The sequence below is a fragment of the Paenibacillus sp. LS1 genome, assembly GCF_026013365.1.
In the GTDB taxonomy this organism is placed as follows: domain Bacteria; phylum Bacillota; class Bacilli; order Paenibacillales; family Paenibacillaceae; genus Paenibacillus.
The window spans coordinates 45,855-63,555 of the sequence record NZ_JAPDOE010000001.1; the positions used below are offsets into that span (position 1 = coordinate 45,855).

Below are 17,701 nucleotides of genomic sequence, written 5' to 3' on the forward strand. Positions count from 1 at the left end.
CAGTTGGGCTTACGTTTGTTGAGAAGATGATCATAAGAGGGGTTAGCTCATGGTTGGAATCAAAAATAATAGAAGAACTAAATATACGATGGAGCTTATTAAAGAGGTCTTTCTAGAGCTGTTAGAGAGCAAAAAATTACCTCAAATAACGGTAACTGAAATATGTAAGCAGGCGGATATCAATCGAGGCACGTTTTATTTGCACTACAAAGATCCTTATGAATTGTTTGAAGCCTTGCAGATGGAATTTACGCAAGAAATCATGGAAACGTTAGGACAGGGGACAAGTCCCTGCACAACAGAGCAATCGATGGTTAATCTGCTGAACATCATTCAGGATAAGAAAACCATCTATCAAATCCTGATTTCGGAGAGTAAAGAAAACAACTTTTTATCACAAGTTTTACTGGAAGACTTTCTGCTGAAAAATGGAGAAGACGCGGACAGCCAGAAGACATTTACAATGGACTATACGCTCACTTACATGGTTCATGGTTCCTTAGGCATCATTAATCAATGGCTGGAATCCAATAGCGAGGATAGCCCGCAAACGATTGCTCGTCTTATTTCTTCTTTGGGTCATCAGAATATGGCTAAAGGAGATCGTAGGCATGAAGACGCAACCAAATAATCGAATTAAAGTTCATCCAGGCTTTTGGGCTGGATTACATCAATTAGGGATTGGTGCTGACGACGTAGCTCGCACTGCACAACTGCCTCTTGAGGTAATCAATCAACCTGTAGTGACCCAATCTCAGTACTTTGCAATCTGGCAGGCCTATTCAGATCTCATTGGGGACACTGCCGAAGGCATCATCAAACTTGCAACTGGATATGAAATATCGAAGTATCCTCCGCCTGTTCTGGCGATGTACCATGCTCGTGATTATCGGGATGCGTTGAATCGAATGGTCCGTTACAAGCAAATGTGCCCTCCCGAGAGCTTGCAGATGAACGAAGCAGGGGAAGAATGTATCATTGAACTCGAATGGTTACATAAGGAGCAACCAGGTCCGCCATTGCTGGTGGGTATTACGCTGGCATTCTTGATCGAACTTGGACGGAGGGGCACAGGACAGCTATTGACTGCAAAAAGGGTTGAATTCTCGCAACCAATGGGTGACGTAGCCATACTCGAAGCTTATTTTGGCTGTCGAGTCCATACCAATTCCAACTATAATCGGGTGACGCTAGGGCGGAAAGATCTGAGTCTTGCATTTCTTTCGTATAACGAGGAGTTACTGGAGATTCTGACCCCGGCACTAGAACGGTCGCTGGACGAACAGGAGAGCAGTCGTTCTATTACTGAAGTGGTGAAATGGATCATGAAACGCAGCCTCATAGGAAAGCGTCCTGACATTCAGACGGTCGCCAAAGAGCTTCGTATGAGTGATCGCACCTTGCAGCGGCGACTGACGGAGGAGAACACGAATTTCAAGCAATTATTAACCGAGGCCAGACGTGAGCAGGCCCGAGAGTACCTTGCAGATCCTTCGCTCGATATCAAAGAAGTGGCATTCCTGGTTGGATATGAAGACCAGAATTCGTTCTATCGTGCGTTCCGAAATTGGGAAGGGGATACACCTTCAAATTGGCGTGTCAGGCATTAATACTGGCGCAAAGTGCTAGTTACTAGTCCCTTCAGACTGCGTAATATTATACCTATCCGGTGCATGAAGCTATTGGCAATGTCCAGAAGCAGCTGCCGGATAGTTGTAATCATGAAGGAGAAATGCAGGATGGATATGGGACTAAAAGAGAAAACAGCTTTAGTTACAGGATCAACAAAAGGAATAGGTAAAGCAATTGCTTTGGAACTCGCCCGAGAAGGTGTTCATGTTCTGATTAATGGACGCAATGATGAAGAGGTGGAACGAACTGTTCATGAAATCAAGTCCAAATTTCCGGAGACCTCTCCACAAAAAGCCACGGCTGATCTTGTGGATCTGGAGCAAAGACAAACTTTATTCGAGAAGTTCCCTAAGGTTGATATTTTAGTGAATAGCATGGGCATATATGAAATCATGAGTTATGAAGATGTAAACGATGAAGTGTGGGAAAAATATTTCCGTACCAATGTTCTGGCTGCCAATGGCTTGTCCCAATTTTATTTACCTAAAATGGTGAAGAACAATGACGGACGTATTATTTTCATCGCGAGTGAAGAAGCGCTTATGCCCTCAGGCCAGATGCCGCAATATTGCATGACCAAGTCGATGTTGCTGTCATTGTCCAAAAGTTTGTCCAAACTGACAGCAGGGACCGAAGTTACAATCAATACGATCCTTCCAGGGCCGACACTGTCTGAGAATGTGCGTGAGATCATTGAGGGCATATACCCTGATGAGGCGCTGACTTTCGAGGAAAAAGAGAAAGATTTTATGAAGAGCAATCTGCCTCAGTCCGAATTACAGCGATTCATCAAGCCAAGTGAAATAGGCAGACTCGCGACTTTTGTATGCAGCCCGTATGCTCCTGCCTTTAGAGGATCTCCCATACGGATGGACGGGGGCATGGTTCCCATCATATTTTAGAATTGTTCAGGATACAGCATATGTATCCATAAGATGTCGCCAGCAATGGCGACTTTTTTATTTGTAAATGATCTATGCGAGGAGCATCAATCGAGTTTATAATACAGGTATGATTTTCGAAAACGGTTTCTGTATCTTGGAAGCGATTACTTGTATCGATTAGTTGAATCTAAAAGGGGACAATATCATGATAGCTGCAATAAATCTGGAAGGTTACTGGAAACTCCAACTCGATGAACATAAGGTGGAAAGCGGTCTGAATTTCTCAGACGTGATTACATTGCCAAATACCACATCTCATGCGGCCAAGGGCAAGAAAAACGAACATATGTTAATCGGTGCGCTAACGGATGAGTATTTATTTGAAGGCTATGCCTGGTTTACACGAGAGATAGAAATTCCTGAACACTTGGCTGGCAAACGTTGCTTCTTACATCTGGAACGAACGAGAGTTACCACAGTCTGGATTGATGGGGTGGAGTGGGGAACGCAAAACAGTCTGAACACACCTCACCGTTACGAGATTGAGGCTGGACTAACCGCTGGGACACATACAATTACGATTCGAGTGGACAATACCGATTATCCAACCAAAGGTGGTCACCTTACATCCGAAGACACACAGACGAATTGGAACGGGATCACCGGGAAGTTGGAGCTTCAATTTTTTGAGCGTGTTTATCTGGATAATGTTCAAGTTTACCCCGTTCTGGCGACTCGATCTTTCGACATTAAGGCAGCACTTGTCGGTGAACTGCGAGGAGTACGAATCGTGGTATCAGCTGTTGCTGTCAGTGCAGATCCGGTGTATACGACCGAGGAACAGATTTTCACCCCGGATTCTCAGAATATCGACCTCACATACAAGATTGGCGAAGATGCCATGTTATGGAGTGATGATGAACCTAATCTGTACCAACTTCACATTCAACTGCAAGATCAGGATGGCGAAGTGCTGGATTCCACCGAAGTATGGACAGGATTACGGGAATTCCGGGCTGCCGGAGACAAATTCACCATTAATGGTCGCAAAACGTTTCTTCGAGGCAAACATGACGGGCTGATCTTTCCGCTCACGGGATACGCGCCAACCGATGTGGATGAATGGGTTCGCATTCTCGCTATCTCCAAGTCCTACGGTATCAATCACTACCGTTTCCATACCTGTTGTCCTCCGGAGGCTGCTTTTATTGCAGCGGATCTGCTCGGCATCTACATGGAACCTGAGCTTCCGTTCTGGGGAACCATTACCGATGAATCATCAGATGGGCACAATCAAGCAGAGCAGGATTACTTGATTAGCGAAGGATTTGCAATGTTGCGTGCTTTTGGTAATCATCCTTCGTTTGTCATGATGTCCATGGGAAATGAACTATGGGGCAGTAAGGACAGATTGAATTCGATCCTGAAGGCGTACAAAGCATATGATCATCGCCATCTATACACCGAAGGTTCCAATAACTTTCAGTTTGTGCCGGACATTCTGGAGGAAAGTGAATTCTTCTGCGGGGTTCGTTTCTCCAAAGAGCGCCTGTTCAGAGGTTCTTATGCGATGTGTGATGCTCCGCTCGGTCACGTGCAGACCGACTTGCCAAACACGTTGAAAGATTACGATTCGAACATTGTACCGGAGCAAGGCAGCGATGCTGACCCTTCTGGGCAAACGGGGGATAAAGAGATTCAGATTCAGTATGGGACTGGCTCCAAAACGGTGCAGGCCGAAGCCGGCAGTGAGCAACTTGTCTCACAGGTACCGATTATCTCGCATGAAATTGGACAGTACGCCACGTTTCCTAATTTCGATGAGATTAACAAGTATACGGGTTCTCTCAAAGCGAAGAACTTCGAAGTGTTTCGTGAGCGTCTGGAAGCCAATGGACTGGGACATCTGGCGGAGGCCTACTTCAGAGCTTCTGGTAAGCTCGCGGTCGCATGTTACAAGGAAGAACTGGAAGCGGCTTTTCGTTCGCAGCAACTAGCAGGCTTTCAACTGCTGGATCTCCAGGATTTCAGTGGTCAGGGAACAGCGCTGGTGGGTGTACTGGACGCATTCATGGATTCCAAAGGCATGATTACACCTGAGGAGTGGAGAACGTTCTGTTCCGATGCTGTGCTGCTGGCGAGATTCCCCAAATATAATTATCAAGCGGGTGAATTGTTCGAACCACGCATTGAACTAAGTTACTTCCGGAGACAAGCGTTGGATGGACTTCAATTGAAGTGGGAAATTCAAAGCGAGCAGATCGAAGGAAGCATCCTATTGGAAGGGAAAGCAGACCTGCCTGCGACCCATGGAGAACATTATGTGAATATCACGGATCTCAGCATTCACATCCCTGAAGTCTCCGATATGACCCAAGTGGAGCTCAGACTGTCCATTCCGGGCACGGATATCCGTAAGTCGTACGACCTGTGGATCTACCCAAATCAGCAAAAAGTGGACCTGAGCGGTTTGAATCTATTTACCGAACTCTCGGAAAAGGCGTTGGCGTTGCTTGAGCAGGGCGAGGATATTTTACTTTTCCCGAATCCCAGTCAGATGCAACACGCGATCCAAGGTTTCTACAGCACCGATTTCTGGTCTTACCCTATGTTCCGATCGATATCGGAGAATATGAAGAGAGAAGTTCCTGTGGGCACAATGGGCTTGTTAATTCAACAGGACCATCCGGCCTTCGAACATTTTGTCACAGAGGAGTATTCGACTTATCCGTGGTGGAGCATCGTTTCGGAGTCGTCATCCATCATTCTGGATGAGCTGAATAAAGACCTGCAACCGATCGTGCAGACCATTGATAATTTTGAACGAAATCATAAGCTCGGACTGTTAATGGAGTGTCGGGTGTGGAATGGGAGAGTACTGATGGGAGCGCTTAATCTGGAGAACCTAATGGGAACGCTGGAGGGAAGACAGTTGTTATACAGCTTCCAGCGTTATGTAGAGAGTCCAGCATTCCAGCCCACTACCCGTCTGGAAGTCGAGGAACTTCGCCAATTGTTTAACTAAGATATAGGGAAGAACAGGCAGCTGATTCCTTATTCTTACAACGTTATTCTTAGAAATACGTGCTTATAAGCCCCTTCCATTCGTGGTAGGGGCTTTGGCATTTGTTTCATTCTCTTGCACTTTAGGGTTAGAATAATGCATTTCAGCCCAATTCGACTCCGAAACCTATGCTAAAATAGTATATTCGAGAGTGAAATTCAGAGACGATGTCGATGAAAGGCGGATGTTCCCCCATGTTCAATATTGCAATCTGTGATGACGAGGAGCAGCAGCGAGAACGTGTGAAAACGATGCTGGTCTCCTTGTCTCTAAAAACCAATTTTGATTTTCAAATTAGCCTATTCACATCTGGTGAACAATTACTCTCCCATTATAGAGATGCCGGAGATACATTTCATATTCTCATCATGGATGTGGAGATGGGCGGAATGAACGGGATTCAGACCGCCAAAGAGATCAGGAATATGAAGTTTCTGGACGTACAGATTATGTTCTTGACCAGTTACCCGGAATACATGGTGGAGAGTTTTGATGTCATCACCTTTCAATATTTGATCAAACCAATCCAGCCGCAAATTTTTGAGGAAAAGATGGTTAAGCTGTGTCAATATTTTCAGGCATTGGACAAAAAGTATGTACTGATCAAGTCTGACTATGAAGAAGTGCTTTTGAAATATGATGATATTCTGTGGATTGAGGTCGTCAAAAGTTTGACGATCAAGAACAAATTGCAGTTTGTAACACATGAAAATGTGTATGAGACCAAAGGTGTTCTATCCAGCTATGCATCCGGTTTGAAAGACCACGGTTTTTTGCAGGTTCATCGCTCGATTATCATCAACCTGATGCATGTACAGAAGTTTGCAGGCACACAAGTGGTGATGCTGAATGGAACGGAATTGCCCATAGGCCGATCCAAGATCAAGGAAATCAAGGATGCCTACACTAAATACATGATCATGAGGATTCAATGATATGGATACCTACATGATCTTTTCCATCATCTTTGTGACCTTACTTATGGCATTTCAGGCGAATTTTTATTTTGATTCTGTGTTGGGCAAGTCCAGGCGAAAGCCGCATAGAGCTATTTATTTTATCGTTTTCATTCTGTTGGATTATTTTTATTTGGCATTTTCCTTCTCGGACATCGTTTCAACTGCTATTGCTCTGTTATTAATCTTCAGTCTGGCACAATCCTATGAAGTGGAGTTCAAAATCAAACTTGTTTTTACCATCCTGTATGGGGTTCTAATTACCATCGCGAATACGATAGCTGTATATATTCTCGGAGTCTTGGAATCCACTGGAGATTTCATTTCATGGGAACAGTTCAATGGTGAAGACCACTGGATTCTCTCCAAAGTGATGCTGGTTGGTTGCAGTATCATGTTCATTGTTATTCAAGTTGTGCGTCTAGTAGCCAAACGCAGAAGTTTTGCCGTGCATTATCGTTATTATTTGCTGTTTCTCATTGTACCTATTATTACGATCTATCAGATTAATGTAGCCTCCATATATAGTGAGAAAAACATATTTTACATCCTTTCTGTACTAGGCTCTCTATTTCTCAACGTGTTCATTGTTTATGTGTTCGATAATATGGTGGAAAAGGTACAGCTTGCGCATGAAAACGCCCAGTTACAGCGTCAGATGGACTATCAGGATGCCAACTATGAGAAGACCGTGCACAGTTTCAAAAACATTAAATCCATCATTCATGATATTAACCAGCAGTTTCTGTATATCGATGAATGTATCCAACGTAACGAATTGGTGGCGGCGAGTGACCATATCCAATCTACATTAAATACCATTGAAGGTGCGTATCAGCGGGTGAACTCCGGCAATTTGGTCATTGATGCTCTCGTTACGAATACCCTGGCTATGGGGCAGGCAAACGGGATCAAAATCGACACCAAAATCCAGCTGTACTCGCAGCATGTCCAGATTGATCGATACGATCTGTGTGTGGTGCTCGGTAATATGCTCGATAACGCAATTGAAGCTTCCAAGAAGGTCAGACAGGCGGAGGATCGATATATCCTCATTGCCATTCACTCCACATCATCTGCACTTGTCATCCAGATTATGAATCATGTTGAGCAACCGATAGTTGACTTGAAAAGTGAAAAGCCCAATCCCGAGTACCATGGGATCGGTCTAACCAATATATCGAGAATGTGCGAGAAATATGGTGGACATATGAGTATTGAGCATCAGCATCGGAAGTTTAACAACATGGTCGTGCTTCCGTTCCACACCGACAATCCCTGAACCTGCCGTTCAGGGATTGTTTTTTTCCATTCAGGGTTCTTTTGCGTTCGATCTGTATCTTCCCGGATATGATGAATTCATTCATAAGAACATTTGAGGGAGGACATGGGATGAAGAAATTAATTAGTCTTTTATGTACAGCGGTGCTTGTCATTACACCGCTGGCAGATGTCAGCGCAGAGGCGAATAACAGTGCAACGATTGAGGCACGTGCGGAGCAGATCGCCAAGGCGATGGTGCAAAATTACGGTGTCACCAGTGTGCAATATGCGATCATGGATGAAGGAGAATACATTTTATCAGATAGTGTAGGACTGCACGATAAGGCATCACAGAAGCCAATAGACAAGGATAGCATGTATGGCATAGGCTCGGTTAGCAAAATGGTTGTTACGGCAGCTGCCATGAAGCTGGTCGATTCCGGCAAAATAGATCTGGATGAGCCGCTTACTTCGTATATCAAGGACTTTAAAATGGCAGATGCACGCTATACTCAAATCACACCGCGCATGTTGATGAATCATTCATCCGGTCTATACGGTACACATTATGGAAACAGCATGTTGTTTGACGATAATGACACCCGCAATCATGATGAGTTATTGCTTAAACTTCAGTCCGAAAAACTGAAATCCAAACCTGGCGAATACTCCGTTTACGCCAATGACGGTTTTCAATTGCTTGAAATCCTGGTTGAACGGGTGAGTGGGTTAAGCTACAGCGAATATATCGCCAAGTACATCAGTGAGCCGTTGAAGTTGGAATCAACGAAGACACCACTAGATTCCTTTGACAGAGCGCAGTTATCCGAAACCTATTGGCCTACACTTGAGATGACGATGCCTACCGAAAATGCAAACATTATCGGTACAGGCGGGGTGTACTCTACCGCAGAAGAATTGAATCAATTCGGAGAGGTTTTAATGGGGAACAGACCGGATATTCTGTCCGAATCTGCTGTGAAGGCTATGCAATCTCATGAATATCGTAAGGGCATATGGGTATCTGATGAGCAAAATACGATCAATTATGGCTTGGGGTGGGATTCGGTTGACCTTGCACCTTTTAGCGATTATGGGATTACCGCGCTTGCCAAAGGCGGAGATACCATGTTGTACCATGCCGTGTTAATCACCATACCCGAACATGATATTTCAATGGCGGTTTTATCCTCTGGCGGATCTTCCGTCTACAATCAGATGTTTGCCAGCAAAGTGCTGCTGGACGTTCTGGCGGATCAAGGCATCATTGATGATGTTCAGCCTGATCAGACATTCTCACCACCTGTCAAAGTGAAGATGCCGACGGAGTTGAATTCGTACTCAGGCCTATATGGTACGGTTGGTTCAACACTAGATATAGAGATCAAGGATGGTGAGATGCAACTGCCTGCCTTGCTGGGAGGAATTATTCCGGAGCAGAACTATGTGTATACAGGCGACGAACATTTTACAAGTGCGGATGGCAGTGTGAAGGCCAGCTTTGTGAAAGAACGCAATGACAAGGTGTATGTTAAAGTTCAGGCGATTATAACGCTACCCGGTTTAGGTCAAACGGTGATGAACACGTATGATTATCAAAAGTTGGAGCATAACGCGCTGGATACAGCAACGAAAGAGAAATGGACAGCGCGCAACGGCTCGAAATATTACGCGTTGGATGAAAAAATAACGTCGATCTTTTATCTGCTTCCATCGATGCTGATCAAGAATCTGTCCGTTGATGCCGAAAATGGCTATGCTAATGGCACGCAAATCATGGATGCCAATCATGCAGAGAATATCGCCGAGATTCCTGTAATGAACGGAAGAGACGCATTCGATCTGCAATTCTATACAAAGAATGCCGCTGAGATTTTGATTCAGGATGGGCAGGAATACATTGCCGAGGATGCGATTACTCCAATCTTTGGTGGGAAAAAGGGGCTGACGACCATACCAGCTAACGGTCAGGCCCGGTGGTATGCAATCGATGCCCGTTCGGCGAACAAATCCATCACAGTGGATTCTCCGGAGAGCGGAGGTTATGCGGTGTATGATGAGAAAGGCGAGATGGTTCACTTCTCTGTAGCAACCAATCAGGAGTCGACGAAGCTCCCGAAAAGTGGTTTTATCGTTTTTGGTGGTGATGCCGGGGATGTCTTCCAGATCCAATTAAAGTAAAGCAGAAACTTCATTACTACAAAGTTACGTTTGTAACTTTTCACCGAAAAAATATAGTTATCAAGAAGTCGCCTAGTGGCGGCTTTTTTGATATTCTCTTTGAATAATTTAACAATCTGGTAACTATTTGGCCTAATCACACGTTATGTTTATGTAGTTATATATCAGGCTAATTTTCAATAGGAGGAATCGCTATCCATGATCAATATACGTAAACGTCAAATGAATAAGCGTTGGAAAAGAAGAACAGGAAGACCCATCATTGCATGCATTACTGCCGGAATGCTGATGGTTCACGGCGTCATCGGCGTGTTGCCATCTCAGGCACATGCTGAAACATCGGATGTATCCATCCGTAACTGGTATTCGTATCAACGAATCACAGTGCCTGAACTGAAACCTTCTTGGACTGCGAAAGTAGATAATTATTTGAATATGAACGAGACGTATGTTGGAGTTAATGCGATCGCAGAAGAGGGGAAAGTATTCACGTTTGCTGGATCGAAGCTGATTGCACTTGATGCGACAACAGGTAAACGGTTGTGGACTTACGGCAAAGAACTGACGCCTTATATTACCTATCAAAATGGCGTTCTCTACGGACTGACCATTGATCACAAGCCATATGCCTTGAATGCAAAGACAGGCAAAGCAAAATGGCAGTCAGGCACATCCACCTGGATTGATACGTATAACCGTACGGAAGCTCTGATTCCAACGTTGGATACCCTCTACGTAATTAAGGGGAGTACAACGTTTGCACTGGATATCCAGTCAGGGAAACTGCGCTGGGAAGCAGATGAACCATTAGGTGAAGGTCATGGTACTGAGTATCTGGGAGAATCTAATGGTGTGGTGCTGAGAACCTTTTTTGTCCAAGGGGCACTTACATCCACACAGCTTAATGCATATGACAAGAAAACGGGCAAGAAGCTATGGGGTCATTTTGGTCAAGGGGAAGCTATTCAGATCAAAGACGGTCTTGTGTACTCAGCGGACTACTATTCTTCAATGTTGGGAAATGATGAGTCTTCACCAGAACGCAAATGGAAAGTCAATGCGTACAATCTGAAGACCGGTGTGTTAAAAGGAAGTCAGGAGTATAAGTGGACCATGCCGGGGGATCCACCGTATGTGAATGGGTATGGAGGGATATTTTCCAATAAAGACAAACTATACATTCTACAAGGGAATACGATAGCGGAGTATCCGTTGAATTTGACCAAGTCGGGAACGGCGCCACTTCGAACTTTTCACCGTCCTTACGGGGAAAATATGGTATGGCTTGGCGTTACACAGGAAAGGTTGCTCTTCAAAAACGGAAACACGGGAGAGCTCACAGGCATCAAGCTGGCTAATGGTCAAGAGGTCCAGTGGCATGGTGATGCTCCCGTTTCTCAGATTGATGTTTACGGCAAAGGGATGTATCGAGCACAACGTAACGGCACTCTGCTTGCCCTCAATATGTTGTCGGGTCAGCCGGTCTTCCGCGTCTCCACCGGTGGAGATCTGCACAACACAACGTTGAAGACAAACGGGATGATCATTGTTCAAGCCGAAGGCAAACTACTGGGCGTTAAGCTGCCAGCATCGCTGAAATAAATGATTTTAGTTTTAGCTGTATCTGTCGTTGAACGAAAATCATTTGAAAAGACCGGATTACGAGCACGGTTGCTCATAATCCGGTCTTTCTTATTTTTGTGCGTAAAACACCGCAAAGTCCAAGGATTTGTACATGCAGTCCGCTACACGAAACCCTGCGTCCTCTAACCACTCCAATTGATCCTCGAGCGTGGCATTGATATCGACCTTTCGTCTTTCGATCGAAGCCGAGATGGCTTCCTCAGACAGACCACTTCGATGAATCCCTTCTAGCCAGCAATGGCGGTAATAGCTATCCGTATCGGGGGTTCTTCCCTGAACCTGGTCTGCGTTGATGAAGCGTCCACCTGGTTCTAACAGCTGGTGCACAGTTTCAAATACCTTTTTCTTGTCAGCGTGTGTGAGATGGTGAATAGACAGGGAGGAAATAATCATATCGTAGGAACTGGTAAAATCGTAGTTGGAGTAATCCCCGACGACATACTGTACTTGGTTAGTATCAGCAAATCTTCGACGTGCTCCTTCGAGCATTTGATCACTAATATCGATCAGGGTTAATCGCGCGTTGGGATACTTTTGCAGGACCAATCCGGAGAGCAGTCCCGTTCCTGCACCCAGATCAAGAATACGTGGAGAATCAAGCGGGCTTACCATTAGATCCAGGGCCATTCCATAAAAATCATCAAAACAAGGGATAAGCTGCTTACGCTGCACATCATAATCTTGGGCTACCTTATCAAACAGCTGCTTTACTGAGAATTGCATATGCTCATCACTCCTTCAGGTTTTCTCCATAGTTTACAAACGGGAAGTGATCAAGGGAAATATCGATTATGGATAAGTTCATAGGTTGGACCTATGGGTTCCGAGCCCCTACCATGGGTAATAACCCATTTGACTTAGAGCACACTCTAAGGTGTAGACTAGCAGCAGAAACGATTCCAAAGGAGATGAACAGAATGACACAGGAGAATAATTTTAAAACTTTACAACATAAAATCGGCTCTGGCTTCAACCATAACAGCACAGCGCAGGATGTATTGAGAGATATGGACTTATCAGGGCAACTTGCTATTGTAACGGGTGGCTATTCAGGATTGGGGTTGGAGACGACACGCGCGCTTGTGAATGCGGGAGCACGTGTCGTGGTTACTGCGCGTCGTCCAGCGGTCGCAAAAGAAGCACTAGCTGGTTTGGAAGGCGTTGAAATAGACGAATTGGACCTCGCTGATTTATCCAGCGTTCGTGCTTTTGCAGAGCGGTTTCTATCGAGTGATCGGAGCATCGACATGCTTATTCTTAACGCTGGCATCATGGCTTGTCCGGAGACGCGGGTAGGTCCTGGTTGGGAAGCTCAATTTGCAACCAATCATCTGGGACACTTTGCCCTGACTAATCTGTTATGGCCAGCACTCGCAAGTCAGAGGGGAGCACGAGTTGTTTCCTTGGCATCAGCTGGACATCATTTCTCGCCGATTCGTTGGGAGGACATCCAATTTGAGCATGGTTATGAGAAATTCCCTGCCTATGGACAGTCCAAAACAGCAACGATTTTATTCAGCGTTGAGTTGGATAGACGTGGTGCTGAGCAAGGCGTACGGGCTTTTTCTGTTCATCCAGGCGGAATTCTGACACCACTACAGCGTCATATGCCAAAAGAGGAAATGATTGCACTGGGCTGGATCGATGAATCTGGACAAGTGGCTAATCCAGCATTTAAAACACCTGAGCAAGGGGCAGCGACGCAGGTCTGGGCAGCAACCTCTCCTCAGCTTGAGGGAAAAGGCGGCGTCTACTGCGAGGATTGTGACATCAGTGAATTGGCTCCTGCGGATGGAGGCTTCTATGGGGTCAAGGAGTATGCGATTGATCCCGAACAAGCTACTCGTTTATGGGAGCTATCGGCCAAGCTGACTCAAACGGACATTGAGCTCACCTGAACATGTAGTTAACTTGTGAAAGAGAAAACGATATTGCATGAGAAACGCCTTGCGGTGTATATCCAGCCCAGATGCTGGTTCCGCAAGGCGTTTTTTGTTTATTTCTGAAAACATCCATTTAAATCCATGAAAATTTTCATATATCTTTAAGTTAAAACTAATCGTATCCTCATCTACTTCATGCTTAATAGAGGATAAGCTACGATACATCATACATAAGGAGAAACGCCTATGAAAATCAAGAAAAAACTCGGTACGGTCAGGAACCGTCTGGTAGCATCATTTTTAATCGTATTGTTGCTTCCCAGTCTGGTTATCGGAGGATTCGCCTATCTGACCGCCAAACAGCAAGTAGATACACAGCTCGCCAACATGGCCGACACGGACATATCGCTCGTTAGCAGCATGGTCAACCAATACATACAAGCTAAACAATCAGATGTGGGTCTCTTAGCCGAATCCATTGCATCGATGAATCCGGAAACCGCATTAAAAGCCTATACCAATAACCATTTGGAGGTCGAATCGGCGATCTTCGTTAACAGCGACGGACAGCATGTATACGCTTCTTCCAGTCAGAGCCAGCCAGACAACGATAAACCTCTGGAGAGCGAATACTATACGAAGGCGATTGCCGCTCCAGGACAGGTTGTTCTGACAGAGCCGTTCACTTCGGAACAGTCGGGTAACACGGTAGTGACCTTAGCGAAAGCGTCCAGTGACAGCAAGTCAGTCGTCGCCGTAACCCTGGATTTAAGCACTCTGCAAGAAACTGTAGGCCAGATTAAAATTGGAGATAACGGCTTTGTCGTCATTTTTGGCGCGAATGGCTCCATGATCGTAACTCCACCGTGGGGAGCTGATGGTCCACAGGGTGAGGAAGCGGAAACTGCTAGTGCAACAACGGTCAACGCTTCTTCCGATGCAGAACAAGACAGCCCTCAAGGTGAGGGAGGACCCGGGACAACGATGTTTGAGGGCGACTCCGGGCAAATTGATCAAAGTTCTCCTGAAGGAGAAACACGCCAACTCGTCTATATTACCAATCAGCTTACAGGCTGGAAAATCGCAGGGGATCGCTCGCCGATCGAGATCGTACAAGCAGCCAAACCCATCTGGAACAATACATTGATGGTCATCTCTTTGTTTGCCCTGTTAGGTATAGGGATGACCATTTTGATCGTGCGTTCTATCACGAAACCGCTCAAAACATTGAATGATGTATCTGGGGAAGTCAGTCGGGGAGATTTGAGCCGAAGCGCAGCCATCCATTCGAATGACGAACTGGGTCAGTTGGGTGATGCCTTCAACCTGATGGTCGGTTCCCTGAATTCCATTGTATCCGAAGTGCAAAATTCGTCTAATCAACTGGTCGACGCTTCAGAACAGTTATCCGCTAATGCAGGTCAAAGTGCTACGGCAACAGGGCATATCCCTGAAACGATTGAACAGATGGCAGAAGGTGCTGACAGACAGGTCGCGCTGGTTGAAGAAAGTCTGCGTACCATTCATCATGTGGCGGAGCAAATCGGTCATATCGCCAATAACGCCTCAGCAACAGCTATAGCTACAGAACAGGTTGCAGAGAAATCCAAGGAAGGCGGACAGGCCATCAATGGCGCTGTGACACAAATGGGAACCATCCACCATTCCGTCAACCGTGTGTCGGATGTTATTAACCATCTGGTTCAGACTTCGTTGGAAATCGGGCAAATTATTAAGGTGATCTCCGACATCTCCCGTCAGACCAATTTACTGGCTTTGAATGCTTCCATTGAGGCTGCAAGGGCAGGTGAGCACGGTAAAGGTTTTGCCGTTGTAGCCAGAGAAGTAGGCGCACTCGCGGAGCAGGCAGCTAATTCAGCGAAGCAAGTCACTACACTAATTGGCAGCATCAACGAAGGAATCCAGCATGCGGATCAATCCATGGTTGAGGCGATTGGTGAAGTTTCCAAAGGGCTGAACGTAATGACTACAACGGGCCAGCTCTTTGACGAAATCACCTTGTCCGTGGATACGGTGAATAGCAAAGCCAGCGAGGTGTCCACCATGGCCGATGATATCGTTCAAGAAACCTCCCATGTGGTAGCGAAAATCGAGGACATTTCTCATGTTTCCCGGGAAACGGCGGAAGGAGCACAGACGGTATCTGCGGCAACCGAGCAACAGCTTGCTTCAATGCAAGAGATTAGTTCATCTTCATCTTATCTGGCTCGCATGGCATCACGTCTTCAGGAACTCACGGAAAAGTTCAAAATCTAAAGAGAATGCGATTAATTATAATGAAAACAACATAATCTCAAACAAAATCTCCTATTTAGCATATAATAAAGAAGGAGCATCTCAATTCGCGATGGTGCAATTATTTCTTTATGAATTCAGGGAGAGAAAATCATGAATATTTTTGAACATCAGATACCTATGGAAAAAGTGAAATTCAATGAACCGTTAAAAAATCACACGTTTATTAAAATTGGTGGTAACGCAGATATTCTCATCCATCCAACAACGATAGACGAAATCACAAAAATCGTAGAGATTGCCAACATACATCAATTGCCTCTGACGGTTATTGGCAAAGGGTCGAACGTCATCATTAAAGACGGGGGCATCCGAGGAGTAACGATTTCTCTTAGCCACTTCGATCAGATTAAAGTGAATGAGGACAGCATGATTGCGCAAAGCGGCGTTGATATCATTGATGTATCCAGACTCGCTTTGGAGCACAACTTGACCGGTTTGGAGTTTGCTTGTGGCATTCCCGGCAGCACGGGGGGCGCACTTTACATGAATGCTGGTGCTTATGGCGGTCAGATCGCTGATGTAGTTGAACGTGCGACTGTGATCACCAAAGACGGCAAAGTGTTGGAGATCCCGCGAGAAGAGATGAAGTTTGGTTATCGAAATAGTCTCTTCAAGATGGATCACTATATCATACTGGAGGCCGAATTCGGGCTCAAAAAAGGAAACAAGGATGACATTGCAAGCAAAATGAAGGAATTAACGTTCCTGAGAGAATCCAAGCAGCCGCTGGAGTACCCTTCTTGCGGGAGTGTATTTAAACGTCCTGAAGGACATTTTGCTGGAAAACTGATTCAGGATTGCAACTTGCAGGGCACTCGCATTGGAGGCGCTGAAATCTCCATGAAGCATGCTGGTTTTATCGTAAATGTGGATCACGCTACTGCCCAGGATTATATGGATCTGATCCAATTTATTCAGAAGAAAGTATATGATACGTTCCATGTTGAATTGGAAACCGAAGTAATCTTTCTGGGAGAATAACTTCGATGAACGACTTGAAAGGTCGCCTTTGGCGGCCTTTTTTGATTGTGGAGATTGCACGAAATAAAGTGCCTGTATGCTAATTATGGTAATATTAGAATGATTTTGTTTAATATTTCATCGTTATCATAAGGAGTGAATATGGAGATGTTCAAGCGTAACAGAAGAATTTTACTAATCGCGGCAATGGTGATTTTACTGTCGCTCTTGACAGTCGTTACGTATATGTACATGAATGAACGATCTGGCGGACTAGCTGATCGAAGGATATCCAAAGTTTGGGGATTGAATGAAACAATACATATTCCTATAGCGAACAGTCCTGAAGGGGCCGTTCAAGAATTTAGAGGCAAATTTTATACCTCGCAATTCATTCATCAGGAGGCTGTGGATGGGGGCATGATTTTGTTCGCACAAAAAAAAGGTCGAGATAATAACAGTAATCTTCAGATGGAGTTTGCCCGGAAGAACATTTTCGGATGGAAATGGGTATGGGGCGGAGGATATTCCATCAGTGAACCTCTACAAGCTAAGTTTGCTTTGAATTATATGAGCATACCGAAACTAGAAAAAGTCTCGGCCCCGTTTCCCATGCTGTTTGGTGACATCATAGACTCAACTATCCGACGTGTAACTGTTGAAATCAAAGAAAATGGAAAGCCCGAGACATTCGATGCGAAGCTCGTTGAGACAGGTGAGAACCAACAAATCTGGTACGTGTTCCTGCCTTCATCAGCGAATCCCCCTTATACGATCAAAGCATATGATGAAAAGGGGAACCTCATAAGCAACAAGGATATTGAAGAGTCAGATGGCAGTGGCTCATTACTTGTCGGTGAATAACTTCGATGATGTACGAAGAGCCGCCTTTTGGCGGCTTTTTTACGTATCAAC

At 45.2% G+C, this 17,701-nt stretch carries 13 protein-coding genes; 12 read left to right on the forward strand and 1 reads right to left on the reverse strand.

Features of this window, described 5'->3' with window-relative positions; genetic code table 11:
• Nucleotides 1-49: 49 nt before the first annotated feature.
• The 8 genes from OM416_RS00235 to OM416_RS00270 all read left to right on the forward strand — a co-directional run bounded on the left by OM416_RS00235 (nt 50) and on the right by OM416_RS00270 (nt 11,582).
• Nucleotides 50-631: a TetR/AcrR family transcriptional regulator gene (locus OM416_RS00235; protein ID WP_264926002.1), complete on the forward strand. Its 582-nt coding sequence runs from the start codon at nt 50-52 to the stop codon at nt 629-631.
• Nucleotides 612-1,610 (forward strand): AraC family transcriptional regulator, encoded by a 999-nt coding sequence (locus OM416_RS00240; protein ID WP_264926004.1) that lies wholly within the window; start codon nt 612-614, stop codon nt 1,608-1,610. The genes OM416_RS00235 and OM416_RS00240 overlap by 20 nt, the downstream gene beginning before the upstream one ends.
• 129 nt (nt 1,611-1,739) lie before the next feature.
• A complete protein-coding gene (locus OM416_RS00245; protein WP_264926006.1) occupies nt 1,740-2,534 on the forward strand; it encodes an SDR family NAD(P)-dependent oxidoreductase in 795 nt (264 codons plus the stop codon).
• Nucleotides 2,535-2,721: 187 nt separating this feature from the next.
• Nucleotides 2,722-5,541, forward strand: coding sequence for a glycoside hydrolase family 2 TIM barrel-domain containing protein (locus OM416_RS00250; RefSeq protein ID WP_264926009.1), 2,820 nt, complete (start codon nt 2,722-2,724; stop codon nt 5,539-5,541).
• 233 nt (nt 5,542-5,774) lie between these two features.
• Nucleotides 5,775-6,515 (forward strand): LytR/AlgR family response regulator transcription factor, encoded by a 741-nt coding sequence (locus OM416_RS00255; protein WP_264926011.1) that lies wholly within the window; start codon nt 5,775-5,777, stop codon nt 6,513-6,515.
• A 1-nt stretch (nt 6,516) separates the two neighbouring features.
• Nucleotides 6,517-7,818, forward strand: coding sequence for a GHKL domain-containing protein (locus tag OM416_RS00260; protein ID WP_264926013.1), 1,302 nt, complete (start codon nt 6,517-6,519; stop codon nt 7,816-7,818).
• Nucleotides 7,819-7,928: 110 nt separating this feature from the next.
• Nucleotides 7,929-9,980: a serine hydrolase domain-containing protein gene (locus OM416_RS00265; RefSeq protein WP_264926015.1), complete on the forward strand. Its 2,052-nt coding sequence runs from the start codon at nt 7,929-7,931 to the stop codon at nt 9,978-9,980.
• A gap of 198 nt (nt 9,981-10,178) precedes the next feature.
• Entirely contained in the window at nt 10,179-11,582 is a 1,404-nt protein-coding gene (locus OM416_RS00270; protein ID WP_264926017.1) for a PQQ-binding-like beta-propeller repeat protein, read from the forward strand.
• 90 nt (nt 11,583-11,672) lie between these two features.
• Here the strand turns inward: OM416_RS00270 and OM416_RS00275 are convergent, their stop codons facing one another.
• The gene (locus OM416_RS00275; protein ID WP_264926019.1) at nt 11,673-12,347 is read right to left on the reverse strand and encodes a class I SAM-dependent methyltransferase; all 675 of its coding nucleotides are present in this window, start codon (nt 12,345-12,347) and stop codon (nt 11,673-11,675) included.
• Between the two features lie 194 nt (nt 12,348-12,541).
• Here OM416_RS00275 and OM416_RS00280 point away from each other — a divergent pair, with 194 nt between their 5' ends.
• The 4 genes from OM416_RS00280 (at nt 12,542) to OM416_RS00295 (ending at nt 17,650) form a co-directional block, all read left to right on the forward strand.
• The gene (locus OM416_RS00280; protein ID WP_264926021.1) at nt 12,542-13,522 is read left to right on the forward strand and encodes an SDR family NAD(P)-dependent oxidoreductase; all 981 of its coding nucleotides are present in this window, start codon (nt 12,542-12,544) and stop codon (nt 13,520-13,522) included.
• Between the two features lie 231 nt (nt 13,523-13,753).
• Nucleotides 13,754-15,784, forward strand: coding sequence for a methyl-accepting chemotaxis protein (locus OM416_RS00285; protein ID WP_264926023.1), 2,031 nt, complete (start codon nt 13,754-13,756; stop codon nt 15,782-15,784).
• A 114-nt stretch (nt 15,785-15,898) separates the two neighbouring features.
• Entirely contained in the window at nt 15,899-16,807 is a 909-nt protein-coding gene (murB, locus tag OM416_RS00290) for a UDP-N-acetylmuramate dehydrogenase (RefSeq protein WP_413775757.1), read from the forward strand.
• A 147-nt stretch (nt 16,808-16,954) separates the two neighbouring features.
• Nucleotides 16,955-17,650 (forward strand): hypothetical protein, encoded by a 696-nt coding sequence (locus OM416_RS00295; RefSeq protein ID WP_264926027.1) that lies wholly within the window; start codon nt 16,955-16,957, stop codon nt 17,648-17,650.
• The last annotated feature ends 51 nt before the right edge of the window (nt 17,651-17,701 follow it).

Excerpts from the sequence above, each read along its gene's own strand:
- OM416_RS00235 (WP_264926002.1), top strand. The coding sequence starts at position 50 with ATGGTTGGAATCAAAAATAATAGAAGAACTAAATATACGATGGAGCTT.
- OM416_RS00240 (WP_264926004.1), top strand. The coding sequence starts at position 612 with ATGAAGACGCAACCAAATAATCGAATTAAAGTTCATCCAGGCTTTTGG.
- OM416_RS00245 (WP_264926006.1), top strand. The coding sequence starts at position 1,740 with ATGGATATGGGACTAAAAGAGAAAACAGCTTTAGTTACAGGATCAACA.
- OM416_RS00250 (WP_264926009.1), top strand. The coding sequence starts at position 2,722 with ATGATAGCTGCAATAAATCTGGAAGGTTACTGGAAACTCCAACTCGAT.
- OM416_RS00255 (WP_264926011.1), top strand. The coding sequence starts at position 5,775 with ATGTTCAATATTGCAATCTGTGATGACGAGGAGCAGCAGCGAGAACGT.
- OM416_RS00260 (WP_264926013.1), top strand. The coding sequence starts at position 6,517 with ATGGATACCTACATGATCTTTTCCATCATCTTTGTGACCTTACTTATG.
- OM416_RS00265 (WP_264926015.1), top strand. The coding sequence starts at position 7,929 with ATGAAGAAATTAATTAGTCTTTTATGTACAGCGGTGCTTGTCATTACA.
- OM416_RS00270 (WP_264926017.1), top strand. The coding sequence starts at position 10,179 with ATGATCAATATACGTAAACGTCAAATGAATAAGCGTTGGAAAAGAAGA.
- OM416_RS00275 (WP_264926019.1), bottom strand. The coding sequence starts at position 12,347 with ATGCAATTCTCAGTAAAGCAGCTGTTTGATAAGGTAGCCCAAGATTAT.
- OM416_RS00280 (WP_264926021.1), top strand. The coding sequence starts at position 12,542 with ATGACACAGGAGAATAATTTTAAAACTTTACAACATAAAATCGGCTCT.
- OM416_RS00285 (WP_264926023.1), top strand. The coding sequence starts at position 13,754 with ATGAAAATCAAGAAAAAACTCGGTACGGTCAGGAACCGTCTGGTAGCA.
- OM416_RS00295 (WP_264926027.1), top strand. The coding sequence starts at position 16,955 with ATGTTCAAGCGTAACAGAAGAATTTTACTAATCGCGGCAATGGTGATT.